The following is a 21,905-nucleotide window of genomic DNA, read 5'->3' on the forward strand; positions in this document are numbered from 1 at the left end:
GGATACGCCCATCTCCACACCCCAGACGGTGTGGGTTAGTTTCATATAGAAGAAGCGCCGCAGGACTATGACTGGTCCCCTGTGGCCTTCTTGGTCACCCGGCGATATCGCGAATGGCGATCTCGCTCATGATGCGTTCAAGCACCTGATCGATGGACAACTCCGTGGAATCCAGCTGTATGGCGTCAGCCGCCGGCTTAAGCGGGGCTACCGCTCGCTGGGTGTCACGCTCGTCGCGTGCACGGATCTCATCTAGCAGACTCGACAGACTAACACCCTCGACTTTGCCCTTCAACTGCAAATATCGACGGCGCGCCCTCTCCTCGGCACTGGCGGTCAGGAAAATCTTCAGCGGCGCATCCGGAAAAACCACCGTTCCCATGTCGCGACCATCGGCCACCAGGCCCGGCGCTTCCTGGAATGCGCGCTGGCGCTGCAGCAGCGCCTCGCGCACGGCCGGCAGTGCAGCCACTTGCGAAGCGCCGGAGCCGACGCTTTCGGTGCGGATGACATCGCTGACTTCGTCACCTTCCAGAATGATCCTTTGCAACTGACCATCGGTCGCCGCAATGAACTGAACATCCAGATGAGCGGCAAGTTTCTTCAGCAGCTCTTCATTGGTCAGGTCGACACCATGGTTGTGCGCAGCAAACGCCAGCAGGCGATAAAGCGCACCGGAGTCCAGCAGATTCCAGCCCAGACGCTTGGCCAGAATCCCGGCTACGGTGCCCTTGCCCGAGCCGCTTGGCCCATCAATGGTGATGACCGGTGCAATGTTCTTCACGACTGAGCCTCTTGTGCCACACGAATACCGACCTGCCCGCACAGCGCGAGGAAGTTAGGGAACGACGTCGCGACATTGGCGCAATCATGGATGCGAATCGGTGCAGTAGCGCGCAGCGACGCCACACTGAATGCCATTGCAATACGGTGATCGCCATGACCATGCACTTCGCCGCCGCCGATCTGGCCGCCGTCGATGATGATACCGTCCGGGGTTGGCTGGCATTTCACGCCCAGCGCCAACAAACCGTCCGCCATCACCTGGATACGATCCGATTCCTTGACCCGCAGCTCTTCAGCGCCAGTCAGCACGGTACGCCCTTCGGCGCAGGCAGCCGCCACGAACAGCACCGGAAATTCGTCGATCGCCAACGGGACCAGCTCTTCCGGAATATCGATACCTTTGAGTTTAGCTGCCCGCACGCGCAGGTCAGCCACAGGCTCGCCGCCGACTTCACGCTGATTTTCCAGAGTGATGTCCGCACCCATCAGGCGCAGAATGTCGATCACGCCGGTACGGGTCGGGTTGATGCCGACGTGCTCAAGCACCAGCTCCGAACCTTCAGCGATCGAGGCCGCTACAAGGAAGAACGCCGACGACGAGATGTCGCCTGGAACTTCAATGTGAGTCGCCGCCAGCTTGCCGCCGGATTCGACCGAAGCCGTAGCGCCTTCAACGCTGACCGGATAACCGAAACCACGCAGCATGCGCTCGGTGTGGTCGCGAGTCGGAGCCGGCTCGGTCACGGTGGTCTTGCCTTCAGCGTACAGACCGGCGAGCAACAGGCAGGACTTCACCTGAGCACTGGCCATCGGCATGGTGTAGGTCAGGCCTTTGAGTTTGTGACCGCCACGAATGGTCATCGGTGGACGACCTTCGGCAGCAGTTTCGATCACGGCGCCCATTTCACGCAGCGGATTGGCTACGCGATTCATCGGGCGCTTGGACAACGACGCATCGCCAGTCAAAACACTGTCGAAGTTCTGCGCAGCCAACAGGCCGGACAGCAGACGCATCGAGGTACCGGAATTGCCCAGATAGATCGGGCCCGGTGCCGGCTTCAGGCCATGCAGGCCGACACCGTGGATGGTCACGCGGCCGTGATGCGGGCCTTCGATGACCACGCCCATGTCGCGGAATGCCTGCAAGGTTGCCAGAGCATCTTCGCCCTCAAGGAAGCCTTCGACCTCGGTGACGCCTTCGGCCAGCGAGCCGAGCATGATCGAGCGGTGGGAAATCGATTTGTCACCCGGTACGCGAATCCGACCGGACAGGCGGCCACCAGGTTGAGCCAGGAAGATCAGATCGTTGGAATTCATAGCGTCCACATAGGCCCTGCGGGCCAGGATTTTACTGAAATGCTCGCGGGCAACCCGGGCGCGAGTGAAAACGCCCAACAATTGGTGCCCATCCCCTGCATCGACCGCGTCGCGCAAGGCGTCGAGGTCGCTGCGAAATGTATCGAGTGTGCGCAGGACAGCCTCGCGGTTGGCGAGGAAGATGTCGTGCCACATCACCGGGTCGCTTCCGGCGATTCTTGTGAAATCGCGGAAACCGCCCGCAGCGTAACGGAAGATCTCAAGATTTTCATTGCGCTTGGCCAACGAATCGACCAGACCGAAGGCCAGCAGATGCGGCAGATGACTGGTCGCGGCCAGCACTTCATCGTGACGTTCGACCTGCATGTGCTCGACATCGGCGCCCAATTCGCGCCACAGCCGATCGACCACAGCCAGCGCCGCCGGATCGGTTTGCTCAAGCGGCGTGAGAATCACTTTGTGGCGACGGAACAGTTCGGCATTGGAGGCTTCCACCCCGCTCTGCTCGGAACCGGCAATCGGATGGCCCGGCACGAAACGCGGCGGCATGGCGCCAAATGCTTCGGTGGCTGCGCGCACGACATTGCCTTTGGCGCTGCCGACATCAGTCAGAATCGCCTGCCCCAGATCCATGCCCGCCAGACGCGCGAGCACTTTTTCCATGGCCAGAATCGGCACTGCCAACTGAATCACGTCAGCGCCCTGACAGGCTGCCGCCAAGTCATCTTCACAGCGATCCACAACGCCCAACTCAACCGCCAGCTTGCGCGACTGCGGGTCGAGATCGACCCCGACCACTTCGCGGCAGATACCGCTTTCACGCAAGCCTTTGGCAAACGAACCACCGATCAACCCCAGACCGACCACCACAAGGCGACTGATCATAGGTGCAGCAGATTGCAGTGCAGTGACATCACCCACGAGCCAGAACCTTGCGCAGCGCTTCGAGGAAGCGGCTGTTTTCCGCCGGCAGACCGATGGTCACTCGCAGGTGGTTCGGCATGCCGTAGTTGGCCACCGGACGCACGATCACGCCTTCGCGCAGCAAGCCCTGAAACACCGGGGCCGCGACTTGAGCGAGATCGACGCAGATGAAGTTGCCTTTGGATTCGATCCAGCTCAAGCCCAACTCACGGAAACCGGCCTGCAACTGCTGCATGCCCGCCTCGTTGAGTTGACGGCTTTGCGCCAGATATTCCTCATCCTTCAGCGCCGCACAGGCTGCCGCGAGGGCGAGACTGTTAACGTTGAATGGCTGGCGAACACGGTTCAGCACATCGGCGACAACCGGAGTCGACAGGCCGTAGCCAACGCGCAATGCCGCCAGACCATAGGCCTTGGAGAAGGTGCGCGAGACCAGCAGATTCGGGTAAGCGGCGAGGAAATCCAGTCCGTCCGGCAGATCGCTGCCTTCGGCGTATTCGATGTACGCCTCGTCGAGCACCACCAGCACGTGCTCCGGAACATCCTGCAGGAACTCGTCCAGCGCTTCCGCGCCGAACCAGGTGCCGGTCGGGTTGTTCGGGTTGGCGATGAACACCACGCGGGTATTGGCATCGATGGCCGCGAGCATCGCCGGCAGGTCGTGCCCCCAATCCTTGGCCGGCACTACTTTGGCTTGCGCGCCAACTGCCTGAGTGGCGATCGGGTACACAGCGAAAGCGTGCTCACTGAACACCGCATTCAGGCCCGGCGCCAGATAGGCGCGCGCAACCAGTTCAAGAATGTCGTTGGAACCGTTACCCAAGGTGACCTGATTCAGGTCTACGCGGCATTGTTCGGCCAGCAGCGACTTCAGCGCGAAGCCGTTTCCATCCGGATAACGGGTCAGTTCGGCCAGTTCTTCACGGATTGCCGCCAAGGCTTTCGGGCTGGCACCCAACGGGTTTTCGTTGCTCGCCAGTTTGACGATTTTTGCCGGATCCAGATCCAGCTCGCGCGCCAGTTCGTCCACAGGCTTGCCCGGAACGTACGGCGAAAGTTGTTGCACGCCCGGCTGTGCCAGAGCGAGGAAGTTGCCACTCATTTGCTACCGCCCCTTAGAGAACTGCTTTCGGGTAGGAACCCAGCACTTTGAGTGCTACTGCTTCCTGACTGATCTTTTCCAGCACACCCTTGATCAACGGATCACGGTGGTGGCCGACAAAGTCGATGAAGAACACGTAGGTCCATTTGCCGCTGCGCGACGGACGCGTTTCGATACGGGTCAGGTCGATCCCGTTGTCGTGGAACGGCACCAGCAGCTCGTGGAGCGCGCCAGGCTTGTTGCTCATCGACACGATGATCGAAGTCTTGTCGTCGCCGGTCGGCGGCACTTCCTGGTTACCGATCATCAGGAAGCGCGTCGAGTTGTCCGGACGGTCTTCGATCTTCTCGGCCAGACGGGTCAGGCCGTACAGCCCTGCCGCCATGTCACCGGCGATCGCCGCCGAGTTCCACTCGCCTTTAACCCGCTTGGCCGCTTCGGCATTGCTGGAAACCGCCACGCGCTCGACATTCGGGTAATGCGCGTCCAGCCACTTGCGGCACTGAGCCAGCGACTGCGCGTGGGAGTAGATGCGACTGATGCTGTCGGTCTTGGTGTTTTCACCGACCAACAGGTGATGGTGAATACGCAGCTCGACTTCGCCACAGATCACCATGTCGTGTTCGAGGAAGCTGTCCAGCGTGTGGTTGACCGCGCCTTCGGTGGAGTTTTCCACCGGCACCACGCCAAAATTCACCGCACCAGCCGCCACTTCACGGAACACTTCGTCGATCGCCGCCATTGGCTTGCTGATCACCGCATGACCGAAGTGCTTCATGGCCGCTGCTTGAGTGAAGGTGCCTTCAGGGCCGAGGTAAGCCACTTTCAGCGGCTGCTCCAGTGCCAGGCACGACGACATGATTTCGCGGAACAACCGCGCCATCTCTTCGTTGCCCAGCGGCCCCTGATTGCGCTCCATCACGCGTTTGAGCACCTGAGCTTCACGCTCAGGACGATAGAACACCGGCACTTCGCCTTCGGCCAGCGAGGCCATCTTTACTCGCGCGACTTCCTGGGCGCAACGCGCACGCTCACTGATCAGCTCCATGACTTTAGTGTCCAGAGCGTCAATGCGAACGCGCAGTGCCTTGAGTTCTTGCTCGGACATCAGCCGTGTTCCTTCTCGAATTCAGCCATGTACGCCACCAGCGCATTAACCGCGGTGATGTCGACAGCGTTGTAGATGGAGGCGCGCATGCCGCCCACGGAGCGGTGGCCCTTCAGATTGAGCAGGCCGCGCTCCTCGGCACCGACGAGGAACGGCTTGTCGAGACGATCATCGGCCAGACGGAACGGCACGTTCATCCACGAGCGATCCGACTTGTTGATCGGGTTGCTGTAGAGGCCGCTGGCGTCGATGAAGTCGTACAGTGTGCGCTGCTTGACGTCATTCAGTTTGGCGATGGCTTCAACGCCGCCCTGCTCTTTCAGCCACTGGAACACCAGGCCGGACAGATACCAGGCCAGGGTCGGCGGGGTGTTGTACATCGAGCCGTTATCCGCCGCGACTTTATAGTCGAGCATGGTCGGGCACAGCGAACGTGCTTTGCCGAGCAAGTCTTCGCGGATGATGTTGACGACGATGCCGCTCGGGCCGATGTTTTTCTGCGCGCCGGCGTAGATCATGCCGAAACGCGAGATGTCGACTGGACGCGACAGAATGTCCGAAGACATGTCAGCTACCAGCGGCACGTCGCCGGTTTCCGGGATCCACTGGAATTCCAGACCGCCGATGGTTTCGTTCGGCGCGTAGTGAACGTAAGCAGCGTCTTTCGACAGCTTCCACTCGTTCTGGCCCGGGATCGCGAAATAGTCGTAAGGCTTGGCGGTGGCGGCAACGTTGACGTGACCGTAGCGCGAAGCTTCTTCGATGGCCTTCTGCGACCAGATACCGGTATCGATGTAGTCGGCAGAACCGCCTTCAGGCAGCAGGTTCAGTGGAATCTGCGCAAACTGCTGGCTGGCGCCGCCTTGCAGAAACAGCACTTTGTAGTTCGACGGGATATTCAGCAGGTCACGCAGATCCTGCTCGGCCTGGGTGGCGATGGACACGAACTCATCGCTGCGATGGCTCATTTCCATGACCGACAGACCCTTGCCGTGCCAATCAAGGAGTTCACCCTGGGCACGTTGCAGGACAGCTTCAGGAAGCGCCGCAGGACCGGCGCAGAAGTTAAAGGCTCGCTTGCTCACATCCAATCTCGCTCTGATTTGATATCACGCATTAAATCGTATCGACCGTCGACACAGGAACAGCGATGAAACGCTTTCCAGTGTAGGAGTGAGCCTGCTCGCGATAGCGGTGTATCAGATAAACATTCGCTGACTGACACACCGCTATCGCGAGCAGGCTCACTCCTACAGGGGAATCTCCTTGCCTGACGAAATTTCATACCGGACAAATAACAAGGGGGCGAATTTTCATCCGCCCCCTCGTTTGTCCGCTTATTCTTGCGGTTCTTCGTCTGCTGCGGCGTCGAGTTGCTGGTCTTCACCGGCATCGTCGTTTACGACAATGCCTTCGAATTCCTCGCCCTCTTCACCTTCAAGCTCTTCACCTTCGACTTCCGAAGGCTCCTGAACCCGCTCCAGCCCGACCAGGGTTTCATCTTTGGCCAGCTTGATCAGCGTGACACCTTGAGTGTTACGACCCAGGCTCGACACTTCGTCGACACGGGTACGCACCAGGGTGCCCTGATCGGAGATCAGCATGATTTCTTCACCGTCCTGCACCTGAACCGCGCCGACCAGACGGCCGTTACGCTCGTTGCTGACCATGGCGATCACGCCCTGACCGCCACGCTTGTATTCAGGGAACTCGGTGATCGCCGTGCGCTTGCCGTAGCCGCGCTCGGAAGCGGTGAGGATTTCGCTGCCTTCTTCCGGAATCAGCATGGAAATCAGCTTCTGCCCTTCTGGCAGACGCATACCACGCACACCGCGGGCGGTACGGCCCATGGCGCGAACTTCGGATTCTTTGAAGCGAGTCACTTTGCCGCCGTCGGAGAACAGCATGATTTCCTGCTCACCATCAGTGATGGCAGCGGAGATCAGGATGTCGCCCTCGTCCAGCTCCAGCGCGATCAGGCCGACGCTGCGCTGGCGGCTGAATGCCACCAACGGAGTCTTCTTCACAGTACCGTTGGCGGTCGACATGAAGATGAACGGGGCCTTCTTGCGGTCGGCAGCCTTGATGCGAGCGCGACGTTCTTCATCGGTCTCGTTGCTGTTTTCGATCTCTTCTACATCAGCCTCGGCGCCTTCGGCTTCTTCTTCATCAGCCTGACGCTTCATGGCTTCGAGATCGACCGGCAGCATGGTGGTGATGTACTCGCCTTCGCTCAATGGCAGAAGGTTGACCAGCGGACGACCACGGGCGGCGCGGGACGCTTCCGGGATCTCGTAGGTCTTCAGCCAGTACACCTTGCCCTTGCTGGAGAACAGCAGCAGCGTGGTGTGGCTGTTGGCAACCAGCAGGTGAGCAATGTAGTCCTCATCCTTGACGCCGGTCGCCGACTTGCCTTTACCGCCACGACGCTGAGCCTGGTACGCAGCCAATGGCTGGGTCTTGGCATAGCCACCGTGGGAAATGGTCACGACGCGCTCTTCTTCCGGGATCATGTCACCCAGGGTCAGGTCGAGACGGGCATCGAGAATTTCGGTGCGACGCACGTCGCCGTATTCGGCGCGGATCACTTCCAGCTCTTCGCGGATCACTTCCATCAGGCGCACAGCGCTGTTGAGGATACGGATCAGCTCGCCAATCTGGTTGAGGATCTCTTGATACTCGGCCAGCAGTTTTTCGTGTTCCAGGCCGGTCAGACGGTGCAGGCGCAGTTCCAGAATGGCTTGTGCCTGTTCTGGCGACAGGAAGTACTTGCCTTCGCGCAGACCGTATTGCGGATCGAGGTTTTCCGGACGGCACGAATCGGCACCGGCACGCTCAACCATCGCGACCACGGCCGAGGATTCCCACGGCGTGCTGATCAGCGCTTCTTTCGCTTCCGAAGGGGTCGGCGAAGCTTTGATCAGGGCGATAACCGGGTCGATGTTCGACAGGGCAACGGCCTGGCCTTCGAGAATGTGGCCACGCTCACGCGCCTTGCGCAGTTCGAACACGGTACGGCGGGTGACGACTTCGCGACGGTGACGGACGAAGGCTTCCAGCAGATCCTTGAGGTTCAGGATGCGTGGGCGGCCATCGATCAGCGCAACGATGTTGATGCCGAAAACCGATTGCAGCTGGGTCTGGGCGTAGAGATTGTTGAGAATGACCTCAGGCACTTCGCCGCGACGCAGTTCGATCACGACGCGCATACCGTCCTTGTCGGACTCGTCGCGCAGTTCGGTGATGCCTTCCAGCTTCTTCTCTTTGACCAGCTCGGCGATCTTCTCGATCAGACGCGCCTTGTTCAGCTGGTAAGGGAGTTCGGTGATGACGATCTGCTGACGACCACCGACCTTGTCGATGTCTTCAATGATCGAACGAGCGCGCATGTAAATACGCCCGCGACCGGTGCGGTAGGCTTCGATGATGCCGGCGCGACCATTGATGATCGCGGCGGTCGGGAAGTCCGGACCGGGGATGTACTGCATCAGTTCATCGACGGTCAGCTCAGGGTTGTCGATGAGTGCCAGGCAACCGTCGATGACTTCACCGAGGTTGTGCGGCGGAATGTTGGTCGCCATGCCCACGGCGATACCGCTGGAACCGTTGACCAGCAGGTTGGGAATACGGGTCGGCATGACCGCCGGGATCATTTCGGTGCCGTCGTAGTTCGGCACCCAGTCCACGGTTTCTTTGTGCAGGTCAGCCAACAGTTCGTGCGCCAGCTTGGTCATGCGCACTTCGGTGTATCGCATGGCCGCAGCGTTGTCGCCGTCGACCGAACCGAAGTTGCCCTGACCGTCTACCAGCAGGTAGCGCAAGGAGAAAGGCTGAGCCATACGAACGATGGTGTCGTACACCGCGGTATCACCGTGCGGGTGATACTTACCGATCACGTCGCCGACAACACGGGCAGATTTCTTGTACGGCTTGTTGAAATCATTGCCCAGCTCGCTCATCGCGAACAGTACGCGACGGTGCACGGGCTTGAGGCCATCGCGCGCATCCGGCAGTGCACGGCCGACGATCACGCTCATCGCGTAGTCGAGGTAGGACTGTTTCAGCTCGTCTTCGATATTGACCGGGAGGATTTCTTTGGCCAGTTCGCCCATGAGAAGCCTGATTCCTTTTTCTGGTGAAACTTCGTCATATCCATATGGGACCAACGAAGCTCGTCGAGGCAGGCCGAGTGCCATGCGCCGACTTACGACAAATCAACAATCTGAAGAGTGGATTTGCGCAGTAAAGACAGCTCCGTGGAGCTGCCTCGGAAAACGCCGGATGTTATCACAAAGGCCGTCACGCACCTATCCCCCTGATGCGCATGGAGCATAGTTAGTTGACCGGTGACAGGCTTAACGGGGACGAGAGAGGCTCAGAGCTTCTTTGAATGCAGAATTCAGGCTTGGTTTGGGGATGTTTATTGACATTTAGGGCCCCTTCGCGAGCAGGCTCGATCCCACATTGGTCTGTGGTGATCACAAAACCTGTGGGAGCGAGCTTGCTCGCGAAGAGGTCGACGCGGGATTCAAGCCTGTTAATGCAGGCGCTTGCGGCACATCAACTGGGCCATTTTCGCGGTATCCGGGCGCTCGACGATGCCCTTTTCGGTGACGATCGCATCGATCAGGTCCGCCGGGGTCACGTCAAACACCGGGTTGAACGCTTCAACGTCCGCGCCGACACGCTTGCCGCCAACTTCCAGCAACTCGGCACCATTACGTTCTTCGATCGGGATGTCGTCACCGCTGGCCAGATTCATGTCAATGGTCGAACTCGGCGCCACCACCATGAAGCGCACACCGTGGTGCATGGCGTTGACCGCCAGTTGATAGGTGCCGATCTTGTTGGCCACGTCACCGTTGGCGGTGATGCGGTCCGCACCAACGATCACCCAGGTCACGCCTTTGGTTTTCATGATGTGGGCGGCCGCAGAGTCGGCATTCAGCGTCACCGGGATGCCCTCATTGGCCAGCTCCCACGCAGTCAGGCGCGAGCCCTGCAGCCATGGACGGGTTTCGTCGGCGTAAACACGCTCGACCATGCCTTCCAGATAAGCCGCACGAATCACCCCCAGCGCGGTGCCGAAACCGCCAGTGGCCAGCGCGCCAGTATTGCAGTGGGTCAGAATCGCCTGGGCATTGCCCTGATGCTTGCGGATCAGATCAACGCCGAGTTGCGCCATGGTCAGGTTGGCTTCGCGGTCGCTTTCGTGAATGGCGATGGCTTCGGCTTCGAGCGCCGCCAGCGGATCGGCGTTTTCCTTCAGGCGGTCGAGGCGATCGTGCATGCGCCCCAGGGCCCAGAACAGATTGACCGCGGTCGGACGAGAATCCGCCAGCAAGGCGAAATCCTCTTCCAGCGCCGCGTACCAATCGCCGCCCTCAGCGATCCGCGCACGCGCCGCGAGGACGATGCCATAGGCCGCACTGATGCCAATGGCCGGCGCACCGCGCACCACCATCGAGCGAATCGCTTCTGCCACGCCAGCGGCGCTGGTGTAGGCAATCCAGGTTTCCTCGAACGGCAAAATACGCTGATCCAGCAGGTGCAGCGCGCCGTTACGCCAATCGATGGCCTTCACTTTTTCCGCAGCCAACAGTCGATCGCGCATCCTACACCCCGCACTCATGAACAAAAGCCGCCGATTATAGCGATCCCCCCGCGAAGACGCTCGGGTATACTTCGCCATCCTTTACAAAAGCACTGGAACCGACCCTCGATGCCGAAACCTGCCATTGCGCTCGACTTATTATTGCTGCCGACCTGGCTGGTACCCGTCGAACCTGCAGGCGTTGTGCTCAAAGAGCACGGCCTGGGCATCCGCGACGGTCGCATCGTGTTTATCGGCCCGCGCGCCGAAGCATTGAAGTGTAACGCCACGGAAATCCGCGAACTGCCGGACGTGCTGCTCGCCCCCGGCCTGATCAACGCTCATGGTCACGCGGCGATGACACTGTTCCGTGGCCTGGCCGATGATCTGCCGCTGATGACCTGGCTGGAAAACCACATCTGGCCGGCCGAAGCGAAATGGGTCAGCGAAGATTTTGTCCGTGATGGCACCGATCTGGCCATCGCCGAGCAGATCAAGGGCGGCATCACTTGTTTCTCGGACATGTATTTCTTTCCGAAAGTCGCCAGCGAACGCGTGCATATCAGCGGCATTCGCGCGCAAATCGCGATTCCGATCCTTGATTTCCCGATTCCGGGCGCCAGCAGTGCAGATGAAGCCATTCGTCAGGGCGTCGAACTGTTCGGCGATCTCAAGCACCACGAACGCATCAAGATCACTTTCGGCCCTCATGCACCGTACACCGTCGGCGACGAAAACCTGGAGAAAATCCGTGTGATTGCCGAGGAGCTGGACGCCTCGATCCATATGCACGTGCACGAAACCGCTTTCGAAGTTCAGCAGTCACTGGAGCAGCGCGGCGAACGTCCGCTCGCTCGCCTCGGCCGTCTCGGCCTGCTCGGCCCGCGCTTCCAGGCCGTGCACATGACCCAGATCAGCGAGGATGACCTGGCGTTGCTGGTAGAAAGCAACACCAGCGTGATCCATTGCCCGGAATCCAACCTGAAACTCGCCAGCGGCTTCTGCCCGGTCGAGCGTTTGTGGCAGGCTGGGGTAAATGTCGCGGTCGGCACCGATGGCGCCGCCAGCAATAACGATCTCGATCTGCTCGGCGAAACCCGCACCGCCGCCCTGCTGGCCAAAGCCGTCGCCGGCTCCGCCACCGCGCTGGACGCCCATCGGGCGCTGCGCATGGCCACCCTGAATGGCGCGCGCGCACTGGGAATCGAAGCACAGGTTGGCTCGCTGGAAATCGGCAAAGCCGCCGACATCGTCGCTTTCGACCTGTCCGGCCTGGCGCAGCAACCGGTGTACGACCCGGTTTCGCAACTTATATATGCCACCGGTCGCGATTGCGTGAAACACCTGTGGGTCGCCGGCAAACAATTGCTCGACGACCGCCGCCTGACCCGACTCGACGAAGAACAGCTGGGCGTCACCGCCCGGGCCTGGGGCCAGCGCATCAGCGGCCACACCGAATCGTAAACACCCCGGCGCGAACGCCAGGGCTACAGCCTTTTTCAAGTTTCAGAGGATTTAACATGAGTAACGTCGACCACGCCGAAATCGCCAAATTCGAAGCCCTGGCCCATCGCTGGTGGGACCGCGAAAGCGAATTCAAACCGCTGCACGACATCAACCCGCTGCGGGTCAACTGGATTGACGAGCGGGTTAATCTGGCCGGCAAGAAAGTCCTCGACGTCGGCTGCGGCGGCGGCATCCTCAGCGAAGCCATGGCCCAGCGTGGCGCCACCGTAATGGGCATCGACATGGGCGAAGCGCCACTGGCGGTCGCGCAATTGCATCAGCTGGAATCCGGCGTCAGCGTCGAATACCGCCAGATCACCGCCGAAGCCCTGGCCGAAGAAATGCCTGAGCAGTTCGACGTGGTCACTTGCCTGGAAATGCTCGAGCACGTGCCTGATCCGTCGTCGGTGATTCGCGCCTGCTTCCGCATGGTCAAGCCCGGTGGCCAGGTGTTCTTCTCGACCATCAACCGCAACCCGAAGGCGTACCTGTTCGCCATCATCGGCGCCGAATACATCATGAAGCTGCTGCCGCGCGGCACTCACGACTTCAAGAAATTCATCCGCCCGTCCGAGCTCGGTGCCTGGAGCCGCATGGCCGGCCTGACCGTCAAGGACATCATCGGCCTGACCTACAACCCGCTGACCAAGCACTACAAGCTGGCCAACGACGTTGACGTCAACTACATGATCCAGACCCTGCGCGAGGAGTAAGCCGATGGCCATCAGAGCAGTTCTCTTCGACATGGACGGCACCTTGCTCGACACGGCGCCGGACTTCATTGCCATCTGCCAGGCGATGCGCGCCGATCGTGGCTTGCCGCCGATCAACGACAAGCACATCCGCGACGAGATCTCCGGCGGCGCCAAGGCCATGGTTGCGGTGACGTTCTCGATGGACCCCGAGTCGCCGGGCTTCGAAGAACTGCGTCTGGAGTTCCTCGAGCGCTATCTGGTCGGTTGCGCGGTGCACAGCAAGCTGTTCGACGGTATGGGTGAACTGCTCGCCGACATCGAAAAGGCCAATTTGATCTGGGGCGTGGTCACCAACAAGCCGCTGCGCTTTGCCGAGCCGATCATGCAACAACTGGGGCTGGCCGAGCGTTCGGCACTGCTGATCTGCCCGGATCACGTGAAAAACAGCAAGCCGGATCCGGAACCGTTGATCCTTGCATGCAAAATGCTTGATCTGGATCCGGCGACGGTTCTGTTTGTCGGCGATGATTTGCGTGATATCGAATCCGGGCGTGACGCCGGTACAAAAACGGCGGCGGTGACATTTGGCTACATTCACCCGGACGACAACCCGCGGCATTGGGGGGCGGACGTGGTGGTGGATCATCCGTCGGAGTTGCGCAAGGTGCTCGATAGCGCGCTTTGCAGTTGCTGAGACCTGACGCAGAGCGTCACTGGCTGCATTCCCACGCAGAGCGTGGGAATGATCTGACTTGATGAGGTTTTTATGTTTGATTACTCCGCTCGTCCCGAATTGCTCAAGGATCGGGTCATTCTGGTCACCGGTGCCGGTCGTGGCATTGGTGCGGCTGCGGCGAAAACCTACGCCGCTCATGGCGCTACGGTATTGCTGCTGGGCAAAACCGAAGCCAATCTGACCCAGGTCTACGACGAAATCGAAGCGGCAGGCCATCCGCAACCGGCGGTGATTCCGTTCAATCTGGAAACCGCCCTGCCCCATCAGTACGATGAGCTGGCCGCGATGATCGAGACCGAGTTCGGCCACCTCGACGGTTTGCTGCACAACGCTTCGATCATCGGCCCACGCACGCCGATCGAGCAGTTGTCCGGCGAAAACTTCATGCGCGTCATGCAGGTCAACGTCAACGCCATGTTCATGCTGACCAGCACCCTGCTGCCGCTGCTCAAGCTGTCACAAGACGCCTCGGTGGTGTTCACTTCCAGCAGCGTCGGCCGCAAGGGTCGGGCGTACTGGGGCGCCTATGGCGTGTCGAAGTTCGCCACCGAAGGTCTGATGCAAACCCTGGCCGATGAAGTCGACGGCGTCGCGCCGGTGCGCTCCAACAGCATCAACCCGGGCGGCACCCGCACCAGCATGCGCGCACAAGCCTATCCGGGCGAAAACCCACTGAACAATCCGACACCGGAAGAAATCATGCCGGTCTACCTGTACCTGATGGGCCCTGACAGCACCGGCATCAACGGTCAGGCGTTCAACGCGCAATAACTGCCATACGTCGCATTTGTTGCCGCGGCAGATTCCTGTCGCGGCATGCATTTGCCGCCCGAGAGCGTCACAATCCAGTCAATTTTCCAGCACCAGTCTCTTACCTTCAAAGCCAAGCCATTGATTACAAACGGTTTAAATAAAACCGAACTGAATGGCACGACTTTCGCTCTAATTTCCCTCAAAGCAAGCCGCGTGAAGGCAATGGGGCGAAGCCGATTTCGATAGCTGACTAATCGTCATCCGGCAGACTAGACTTACGCCAAACGTCCTACGGGACTGATGGATCAGTATGACGCGCAGCCCATAGCCGCTCTCACCCAGCCTGTAAGACGGACTTACCGCTAAGGGTTCACGCCATATGAAATCACCCTCCCAGACCAATGCAATTGACTTTGACAGTGCCAAATTGCAACGCCTGGGCTTTGGTCAACTGCCTCCCCTTCTGGAGCGACCGGCCAGCCTGGCGCAACTGCGCCAGCAAATGAGCCTGCAACTGCAGACCAGCCTTGAGCCGCAACGCATCCTCGGTCTGTTTTTCCGCGAAGTTCAGCGCCTCGTGCCGCTGGACGCGCTCAGTTATGTGCACCAGGGCAGTGATTTGCGCCTGGAGTTCGGTACTCGCGGCCACCACTCGATCAGCTATAGCCTGAGCCACGAAGGCGAGCACATGGGCGAACTGATATTCCGCCGCAACCAGCGCTTCAACGAACTGGATCAGGGCAACCTTGAATCGCTGTTGTCGTCGCTGCTGTACCCGATGCGCAATGCCCTGCTCTACCGCGCCGCCACGCAGAGCGCCCTGCGTGATCCGCTGACCGGCGCCGGCAACCGCATCGCCATGGAGCAGACCTTGCAGCGCGAGATCGACATGTCGCGTCGGCATGTGCAGCCGCTCTCGGTGTTGATGCTCGACATCGATCACTTCAAACGGGTCAATGACAGCCATGGTCACAGCGCCGGCGATGACGTACTTAAAGCCATCGCCGCGACAATCAAGGCGCAACTGCGCAACGTCGACATGGTGTTTCGTTACGGAGGCGAAGAGTTTCTGGTGCTGCTGTCCAATACCAGCCGGGATGCGGCGGCAATGGTCGGCGAACGGTTGCGTTATGCGACGCAGGCAGCTGAATACTATGCGGACGGGCAGTTGATCGAATTGACTGTAAGCCTGGGATGTTCGACGTTGTTGCCCGGCGAATCGGCCGACAGCTTGCTGCGCCGTGCCGACAGTGCGCTGTATGTGGCCAAGCGTGAAGGCCGGAATCGGCTGGCAATGGCGGGCTAAACCTTTCCAGCCCCCCCAAAACCACTGTAGGAGTGAGCCTGCTCGCGATGACGATCTGCCATTCAACACTGATGTTGACTGACAGTCCGCTATCGCGAGCAGGCTCACTCCTACATTTTTACGCGGTGTATCAGCTCTCGACTACCGCCCTGCGCTCTCGGTTGACCAACAAGCGCTCCGACGTTTCCAGTTGCATGCAACGCTCCAGAAACAGATACATGTAGTCGTAGCTCTTGCACACCGCCTGACGCAACTCGGTCTGCAAGGCCTTGCTCGGGTTCATCCCGGCCAGGGTGCAGATGATTTCCAGCGCTTCCCAGGGATGGGCATCGTCGTACTGGGCATGCATCTTCAGCCACTTCATGGCCCGTTTGCGATCCTCTTCGGGAAACGCTGCGGCGTACACGCCGGTGGAGCAGACGAGCGCCGACCACTCCCCGGTCGCGCCTTCGATGGCATAGTTGGTCGCGGCGATGGCCACAATCAGCGAATCAGCCGAACTGGTGTGCCAGCACCAGTGACTCAGCGCATGCAGTTCCGGCGGCACATGCTGGGCCTGAAGGTCTTCCAGGCTGACGCCATGGGCACGACTCCAATGCACCCAGTAATCGGCGTGATTGAGTTCAACGCGGATATTGCGCATCAGCCAGCGCCGCGCCATGTCTTCGCCCGGGTGACGGGCAAATCTGGTTTTGGTGAGGTTCTGCGCCATGTACAACGCAAACTGCTCAACCACCGGCCAGCCCCCGATCAGGTACTGACGCATGGTTCTGGCGCTGAGCTTGTTATCACGCATGCGCAGGTAAAGTTCATGTTCGACAACCCGGCGCTTGCTCTCGCTGCAATCCTGTATGAGCTGTTGCGCCCAGGCTGGATAACTTGCAGCTTCCATGAGTGGTCCGGTTCGGTTGAATGTGTCGATCACTGTTCGGCTCCTTTTGATTTGTGATTGTAAGGATCGGCGAGAGACTTCAACGGAACGTGCCAGGCGCTTTGAATAACAGCGGTTGCGGTCTGGCGGGCCGACTTTGCAAACTGTCACAGGTAAACAACTGTGGGCGTTCTATAACATAACCCTGAGCGTAATCCACACCAATTTCAAGCAATGCCTGCTCGATCTGGGTTGTTTCAACAAACTCGGCAATTGTCTGCTTACCCATGACATGCCCGATGTGATTGATCACTTCGACCATTGCGCGGTTAATCGGGTCGTCCAGCATATCCTTTACGAAACTCCCGTCGATCTTCAGGAAGTCTACAGGCAAATGTTTCAGATAAGCGAATGAAGACATTCCGGCGCAAAAGTCATCCAACGAAAAGTAGCAACCTAAGCCTTTGAGTTCATTAATAAATCTTATTGCACTGCCGAGATTTGCAATTGCACTGGTTTCTGTAATTTCAAAACAAATCATTTCAGGCGGTATTGCGTAGTTAACAAACTGCTCGCGCAGAAAGTGCAAAAACGCGTCATCTCCTATAGTAATGCCTGACAGATTAATCGCACACATTGCTAAAGGCTCTTGATGTTCTTGCGCAATACATTGAGCAATAACCTTGAATACGTTCTGAACTACCCAACGATCCAGTTGACTCATCAAACCATAACGCTCGGCAGCAGGAATGAAACTGTCCGGCAGAATCATCCGCCCGGCTTCATCATGCAGTCGCAGCAGAATCTCGATGTGCCCACCCTTGTTGTCGCCCGGCTTGAGCGGGGCGATTTCCTGGGCGTAGAGACAAAAGCGGTCTTCTTCCAGCGCCATGTGCAGACGTTGCACCCAAGCCATTTCACCAAAGCGCAGCGACAGCTCGGAATCGTCGGCGTGGTAGACCTGCACCCGGTTGCGGCCCTTCTCCTTGGCCATGTAACAGGCCATATCGGCGGCGCGTAATGAGGATTCAAGGGTGGTCGGGGTCTGCGTGATATGCACCAGACCAATGCTCACCGTGGTCAGGAACGGCCGCCCCTTCCAGACAAAATGCAGATTCTGCACAGTCTGGCGCAGCGCCTCGGCAATCTTCTCCGCCGCGTCCGGCGCGCAGTTCTCCAGCAGAATGCCGAACTCATCGCCGCCAAGTCGTGCCAGCGTATCGCCCTCGCGCAGCCCCGATTGCAGCAGCGTACAAATGTGCCGCAACAACTCATCGCCGGCGGCGTGACCACAGGTGTCGTTGACCAGTTTGAATTGATCGAGGTCGAGGAACATCAGCGCATGCCGACCGGAATGGCGCGTGAGGTTGTGCAGTGCCTGCTCCAGCCGGTATTCGAACTCGCGACGATTGGCCAGCCCGGTCAGCGCATCATGGGTCGCCTGCCACGACAGATTGGCGATGTATTGCCGCTCCTGAGTCATGTCGTGCAATACCAGCACCGTGCCGCTGACCTTGCCGGCATTGCGGATCGGCGCGCCGACTAGCGTCACCGACAATGTCGTGCCATCCAGGCGCTGGATCAGTTTCGAATGCTCGCTGCCGCCACTGAGTTTGCCGCTGAGAATGTGCTCGATCAGCGTCAGGCCTTCGGCCTGAGCGTTGTCGTCGAGCAAGTTGAACAGCGCGGCCAGCGGCAGGCCGGCCGCCTGCTCAGCCTTCCAGTGGGTCATGGCTTCGGCGGCCGGGTTCATGTAATCAATGGCGCCGCTGACATCGGTGGTGATGACGCCATCGCCGATCGAATGCAGCGTGACGTGCGCCCGATCCTTCTCCAGTTGCAGCGCCTCGGCAAAAGCGTGGCGCTGCTTGAGCAATTTGTGTGTGCGCCACAAGGCCAGTACGATCAGCCCAAGTGCCGTGGCCAGGTTGGTGAACAGCAGCAGACGCATGATCATCCGCGAACCTTCGCCCAAGGCATCGCTGAAGGCTTTCGCGGCCGGCGTCACACCATCGTTGATAGCGAAGATCCGCGCCTTCCAGCGCTGGACATCGGCACTGTTGGCGGTGTTCTGCGAGATGCTGCGGTGCATCTCCTGCGCTACGTCATCCAGTTCGACCAGATAGGCGTCACCGACCGTCCAACGATCAATGGCAGTTTCCAGATAACTGAAATGGCGGAAGTTGAGGTACAGCCAGATCAGGCTGGAGACGTCATCCGGGTGGTTGCCGCCCTTGAGAATACCTTCACGCGCTGCGGTCAGATCCGGCGGCTGATGATCCAGCGCCAGACGCAACTGATGCCCGCCCTGTGGCACGGCAATCGCGTTGCGGTATTTGAGGAGAATTGCCTCGTCGCGACTGTCGGCGTACAGATTGAGGTAATAGATCGCGTCTTTCTGGCCTTTGGACCAAAGGCTTTCACCAGCGACATAACCGCGAACGGCCGAGAGCACGTAAAGACTCACGCCGCCCAATAACGCTTGAAATAACACGACGGCAATAAATGGCCAGACGATGCCCAACAACCGTGGCGTTCCGAGAGTCCGCTTTTGCTTCATGAGATCCCTTGCGCAAGCACTGCCAGATGAACACCGGAAAATCCCGCTCCTGACAGCTCAGCCTAGGCTAATTTTCGCCAAGTCAAAGGGACAGCTCTGCCGTCCTCTGGGTCGATTGTGCAAATGGCTGGTCTGCTGGAGCGTTCCGGTTGATTTTACTCAATGCAATTCAAGCACTAAGCACAGAAACCGGAACGAAACTCAAGGGCGCTGGATCTGCTGCAGGTGACCATAGAGCTTGGCATACAGACCGCCATCGGCGATCAGCTGCTGGTGATCGCCGTCTTCAGCGACCTGACCGCCATCGAACACCAGCACGCGATCAGCCTGTTTCACCGCCGACAGTCGGTGAGCAATGATCAGCGTGGTGCGGCCATTGAGGAAACGCGCCATGGCCTGATGCAGGTTGTATTCGGTGGCGGCGTCGAGGGCCGAAGTGGCTTCGTCGAGGATGACGACTTTCGGCTCGGCGAGGATCATCCGCGCGATGGCCAGGCGTTGCCGTTGACCGCCCGACAAGCGCACGCCGGAGCGGCCGACGATACTGTCCAGGCCATTGGGCAAAGCACGGATGGTCGCTTCGAGCTGAGCGATTTCCAGCGCCTGCCAGCAGGCTTCGTCGCTGCGAGTGCGGCCCATGGTCAGGTTGGCGCGCACGGTATCGTTGAACAGTGCCGGGTGTTGCAGCACCACGGCAACGTTTTCCCGCACCGTTTCCAGGCCGATCTCCTGCTGGGTCGAGCCGCCGAAACGGATGGTGCCGGACACTGGCGTATACAGCCCGAGGAGCAATTGCACGAGGGTACTTTTGCCACCGCCGCTGGCGCCGACAATAGCGACTTTTTCACCGGGAGCAATCGACAGATTCAGTTGATCCAGCACCAGTTCATCGCCGTAGCCAAAGCTAAGGCCTTGCACCTGAATGCCGACGGTGTCACGGCCCTTGAACGGATCGACGCCGCCGGGATATTGCGGCTCATCGGCGCGCGCCAGCAGTTCGTTGATCCGCGTCAACGCCCCGCCCGCCGCGTAATAGGCGTATTGCAGATTGAGCAACTGTTCGACCGGGCCGATCATGAACCACAGGTAACTGAACACCGCGAGCATCTGGCCGATCGACAGGTCGGAGAACAACACCGTGAGCATCGCCGCCGCGCGGAAGATGTCGATGCCGAACTGAAAGAGCAAGCCGCTGGCGCGGTTGGAAGCGTCGGTTTTCCACTGCGAGTTGACCGCGTAATTGCGCACTTCCTGCGCACGCAGACCGAGCCGCCCGAGAAAGAAGCCCTGACGGTTGCCGGCACGGATTTCCTGAATCGCATCGAGGGTTTCGCTCAACGCCTGAGTGAAGCGCGAGGTACTGTCGTTCTCGAGTTTCTTCAGGTGTTTCACGCGTTTGCCCAACTGCACCGTGGCGTAGATCACAAGCGGGTTGAACAGCAGAATCAGCAGCGCCAGCTTCCAGTGCATCCACATCAGGATGCTCGCGGTGCCGACCAGTGTGAGCATCGCCACCAGAAAGCGACTGAGGGTTTCGCCAACGAATTTGTCGAGGGTATCCAGATCGGTGACCAAGTGCGTCGTCACCGTGCCGCTGCCGAGGCTTTCGTATTCGCCGAGGGAAATCCGCTTGAGGCGTTCGATCAGGCGTACGCGAATGCGGTAGACGATGTCTTTGGCCAGCCGTGCGAACAGCCGCGACTGCAACACGCCAAAGCACAGCGAGCCACATCGCAACGTCAGGGTGACCAACAACATCAAGCCGATGTAACCCGCCGCTTGCTGCCACGTTGTCGGCAGCACATGGTTCATGACTTTCAGCGCTGCATCGCCGTGGCCGAGCAGGACTTCATCGACCAGCAACGGCAGGAGCAACGGAATCGGCACGCTGCACAACGTCGCCAGCACAGCCACGCCGTTGGCGATCCACAGGGATTTTTTGTGAGTGAGTGCCAGTCGCCGGACTTCTGCCCAGCTCAGTCGGTCGACACGCTTTACGGCTGGCGTGTCATCGGCCAGATCAGACACAGGCCGCACGCTCCAGCCATCGACCCAGTAACGGCGACAGTTCACTGAGCGGTTGATAGCCGTTGGTCAGCAGTGCCAGTTGGCCGTTGCGTTCGGCGAGCAAGGTCGGGAAACCGGCGATGCCAAGATCCTGCACCCAACTGAAATCGGCCTGAGTCGCTTTATGTTGATCGGCATGATCAAACAATGCAGCGAACTCGATGCGCGGCACGCCGGCCTTTTCTGCCAGCTCAACCAGCACGCTGGCCTGGGTGACATCGCGCCCTTCAGCGTAAAACGCCTGCTGGATCAGACCGACCAGTGTCCACGCGCAATCCGGCGCCAGGCTGCGCGCGGTGACGATTGCGCGGCAGGCCGGTTCGGTGTCGTAGACGAAACCGTCGGGCAACGCGCCGTCAAACTTGAACGGCTGGCCCGTAGCCTCGGTGACCGCTTGCCAATGCTCAAGAATGTAGCGACGCGTGGTCGGCTCCAGCGCCGAACCGCTGCCGGTGCGCAAACCGCCGACCACCAGATGCAACTCCACCCCGGCTGCTTGCGCCTGCTCGACCAATGCCTTGGCCACCGGAGCAAATCCCCAGCACCACGAACACATCGGATCCATCACATAGAGCAGGCGC

At 59.6% G+C, this 21,905-nt stretch carries 16 protein-coding genes; 5 read left to right on the top strand and 11 right to left on the bottom strand.

Going from position 1 to position 21,905, the window contains the following annotated elements:
* Positions 1–94: 94 nt before the first annotated feature.
* The 7 genes from cmk to mtnA form a co-directional block, all read right to left on the bottom strand.
* Positions 95–784 carry a (d)CMP kinase gene (gene cmk, locus VY732_RS21305; protein ID WP_015093983.1) on the bottom strand — a complete coding sequence of 230 codons (690 nt, stop codon included), beginning with the start codon at positions 782–784 and terminating at the stop codon, positions 95–97.
* Positions 781–2,988: a bifunctional prephenate dehydrogenase/3-phosphoshikimate 1-carboxyvinyltransferase gene (locus VY732_RS21310; RefSeq protein WP_331691691.1), complete on the bottom strand. Its 2,208-nt coding sequence runs from the start codon at positions 2,986–2,988 to the stop codon at positions 781–783. Before VY732_RS21310 ends, cmk begins: the two co-directional genes overlap by 4 nt.
* Positions 2,989–3,016: 28 nt before the next feature.
* A complete protein-coding gene (hisC, locus tag VY732_RS21315; protein ID WP_137217797.1) occupies positions 3,017–4,129 on the bottom strand; it encodes a histidinol-phosphate transaminase in 1,113 nt (370 codons plus the stop codon).
* Positions 4,130–4,142: 13 nt separating this feature from the next.
* Entirely contained in the window at positions 4,143–5,237 is a 1,095-nt protein-coding gene (gene pheA / locus VY732_RS21320; protein WP_007908404.1) for a prephenate dehydratase, read from the bottom strand.
* A complete protein-coding gene (gene serC / locus VY732_RS21325) occupies positions 5,237–6,322 on the bottom strand; it encodes a 3-phosphoserine/phosphohydroxythreonine transaminase (RefSeq protein WP_331691692.1) in 1,086 nt (361 codons plus the stop codon). Before serC ends, pheA begins: the two co-directional genes overlap by 1 nt.
* Positions 6,323–6,574: 252 nt before the next feature.
* Positions 6,575–9,349: a DNA gyrase subunit A gene (gyrA, locus tag VY732_RS21330; RefSeq protein ID WP_123595204.1), complete on the bottom strand. Its 2,775-nt coding sequence runs from the start codon at positions 9,347–9,349 to the stop codon at positions 6,575–6,577.
* Positions 9,350–9,774: 425 nt separating this feature from the next.
* The gene (mtnA, locus tag VY732_RS21335) at positions 9,775–10,851 is read right to left on the bottom strand and encodes an S-methyl-5-thioribose-1-phosphate isomerase (RefSeq protein ID WP_116030490.1); all 1,077 of its coding nucleotides are present in this window, start codon (positions 10,849–10,851) and stop codon (positions 9,775–9,777) included.
* A gap of 108 nt (positions 10,852–10,959) precedes the next feature.
* On the opposite strand from mtnA, the gene VY732_RS21340 reads away from it, so the two are divergent.
* The 5 genes from VY732_RS21340 to VY732_RS21360 all read left to right on the top strand — a co-directional run bounded on the left by VY732_RS21340 (position 10,960) and on the right by VY732_RS21360 (position 15,826).
* Positions 10,960–12,294 (top strand): TRZ/ATZ family hydrolase, encoded by a 1,335-nt coding sequence (locus VY732_RS21340; RefSeq protein ID WP_331691693.1) that lies wholly within the window; start codon positions 10,960–10,962, stop codon positions 12,292–12,294.
* A gap of 56 nt (positions 12,295–12,350) precedes the next feature.
* On the top strand, positions 12,351–13,049 hold the full coding sequence (ubiG, locus tag VY732_RS21345; protein ID WP_007908399.1) for a bifunctional 2-polyprenyl-6-hydroxyphenol methylase/3-demethylubiquinol 3-O-methyltransferase UbiG: 699 nt from the start codon (positions 12,351–12,353) through the stop codon (positions 13,047–13,049).
* 4 nt (positions 13,050–13,053) lie between these two features.
* Complete coding sequence (mupP, locus tag VY732_RS21350) at positions 13,054–13,725, top strand: N-acetylmuramic acid 6-phosphate phosphatase MupP (RefSeq protein WP_016986964.1); 672 nt, start codon at positions 13,054–13,056, stop codon at positions 13,723–13,725.
* A gap of 72 nt (positions 13,726–13,797) precedes the next feature.
* Positions 13,798–14,538 carry a YciK family oxidoreductase gene (locus VY732_RS21355; RefSeq protein ID WP_025113079.1) on the top strand — a complete coding sequence of 247 codons (741 nt, stop codon included), beginning with the start codon at positions 13,798–13,800 and terminating at the stop codon, positions 14,536–14,538.
* A gap of 361 nt (positions 14,539–14,899) precedes the next feature.
* Positions 14,900–15,826, top strand: coding sequence for a GGDEF domain-containing protein (locus tag VY732_RS21360; RefSeq protein WP_064391448.1), 927 nt, complete (start codon positions 14,900–14,902; stop codon positions 15,824–15,826).
* A gap of 130 nt (positions 15,827–15,956) precedes the next feature.
* On the opposite strand, the gene VY732_RS21365 is transcribed toward VY732_RS21360, so the two are convergent.
* From VY732_RS21365 to VY732_RS21380, 4 genes are all read right to left on the bottom strand, one after another.
* Positions 15,957–16,718: a TenA family transcriptional regulator gene (locus tag VY732_RS21365; RefSeq protein WP_371042511.1), complete on the bottom strand. Its 762-nt coding sequence runs from the start codon at positions 16,716–16,718 to the stop codon at positions 15,957–15,959.
* A 79-nt stretch (positions 16,719–16,797) separates the two neighbouring features.
* Entirely contained in the window at positions 16,798–19,257 is a 2,460-nt protein-coding gene (locus tag VY732_RS21370; RefSeq protein WP_331691694.1) for an EAL domain-containing protein, read from the bottom strand.
* Positions 19,258–19,458: 201 nt separating this feature from the next.
* Positions 19,459–21,285, bottom strand: a complete 1,827-nt coding sequence (locus VY732_RS21375; RefSeq protein WP_331691695.1) for an ABC transporter ATP-binding protein — start codon at positions 21,283–21,285, stop codon at positions 19,459–19,461.
* Positions 21,278–21,880, bottom strand: a complete 603-nt coding sequence (locus VY732_RS21380) for a DsbA family protein (protein WP_186613962.1) — start codon at positions 21,878–21,880, stop codon at positions 21,278–21,280. The genes VY732_RS21375 and VY732_RS21380 overlap by 8 nt, the downstream gene beginning before the upstream one ends.
* Positions 21,881–21,905 lie beyond the last annotated feature (25 nt).

It is taken from the genome of Pseudomonas sp. ZY71, from assembly GCF_036542145.1.
GTDB lineage: Bacteria > Pseudomonadota > Gammaproteobacteria > Pseudomonadales > Pseudomonadaceae > Aquipseudomonas > Aquipseudomonas koreensis_A.

Excerpts from the sequence above, each read along its gene's own strand:
- VY732_RS21355 (WP_025113079.1), top strand. The coding sequence starts at position 13,798 with ATGTTTGATTACTCCGCTCGTCCCGAATTGCTCAAGGATCGGGTCATT.
- mupP (WP_016986964.1), top strand. The coding sequence starts at position 13,054 with ATGGCCATCAGAGCAGTTCTCTTCGACATGGACGGCACCTTGCTCGAC.
- gyrA (WP_123595204.1), bottom strand. The coding sequence starts at position 9,349 with ATGGGCGAACTGGCCAAAGAAATCCTCCCGGTCAATATCGAAGACGAG.
- VY732_RS21380 (WP_186613962.1), bottom strand. The coding sequence starts at position 21,880 with ATGTGTTCGTGGTGCTGGGGATTTGCTCCGGTGGCCAAGGCATTGGTC.
- pheA (WP_007908404.1), bottom strand. The coding sequence starts at position 5,237 with ATGTCCGAGCAAGAACTCAAGGCACTGCGCGTTCGCATTGACGCTCTG.
- VY732_RS21370 (WP_331691694.1), bottom strand. The coding sequence starts at position 19,257 with ATGAAGCAAAAGCGGACTCTCGGAACGCCACGGTTGTTGGGCATCGTC.
- VY732_RS21310 (WP_331691691.1), bottom strand. The coding sequence starts at position 2,988 with ATGATCAGTCGCCTTGTGGTGGTCGGTCTGGGGTTGATCGGTGGTTCG.
- VY732_RS21365 (WP_371042511.1), bottom strand. The coding sequence starts at position 16,718 with ATGGAAGCTGCAAGTTATCCAGCCTGGGCGCAACAGCTCATACAGGAT.
- ubiG (WP_007908399.1), top strand. The coding sequence starts at position 12,351 with ATGAGTAACGTCGACCACGCCGAAATCGCCAAATTCGAAGCCCTGGCC.
- VY732_RS21360 (WP_064391448.1), top strand. The coding sequence starts at position 14,900 with ATGAAATCACCCTCCCAGACCAATGCAATTGACTTTGACAGTGCCAAA.
- mtnA (WP_116030490.1), bottom strand. The coding sequence starts at position 10,851 with ATGCGCGATCGACTGTTGGCTGCGGAAAAAGTGAAGGCCATCGATTGG.
- VY732_RS21340 (WP_331691693.1), top strand. The coding sequence starts at position 10,960 with ATGCCGAAACCTGCCATTGCGCTCGACTTATTATTGCTGCCGACCTGG.
- hisC (WP_137217797.1), bottom strand. The coding sequence starts at position 4,129 with ATGAGTGGCAACTTCCTCGCTCTGGCACAGCCGGGCGTGCAACAACTT.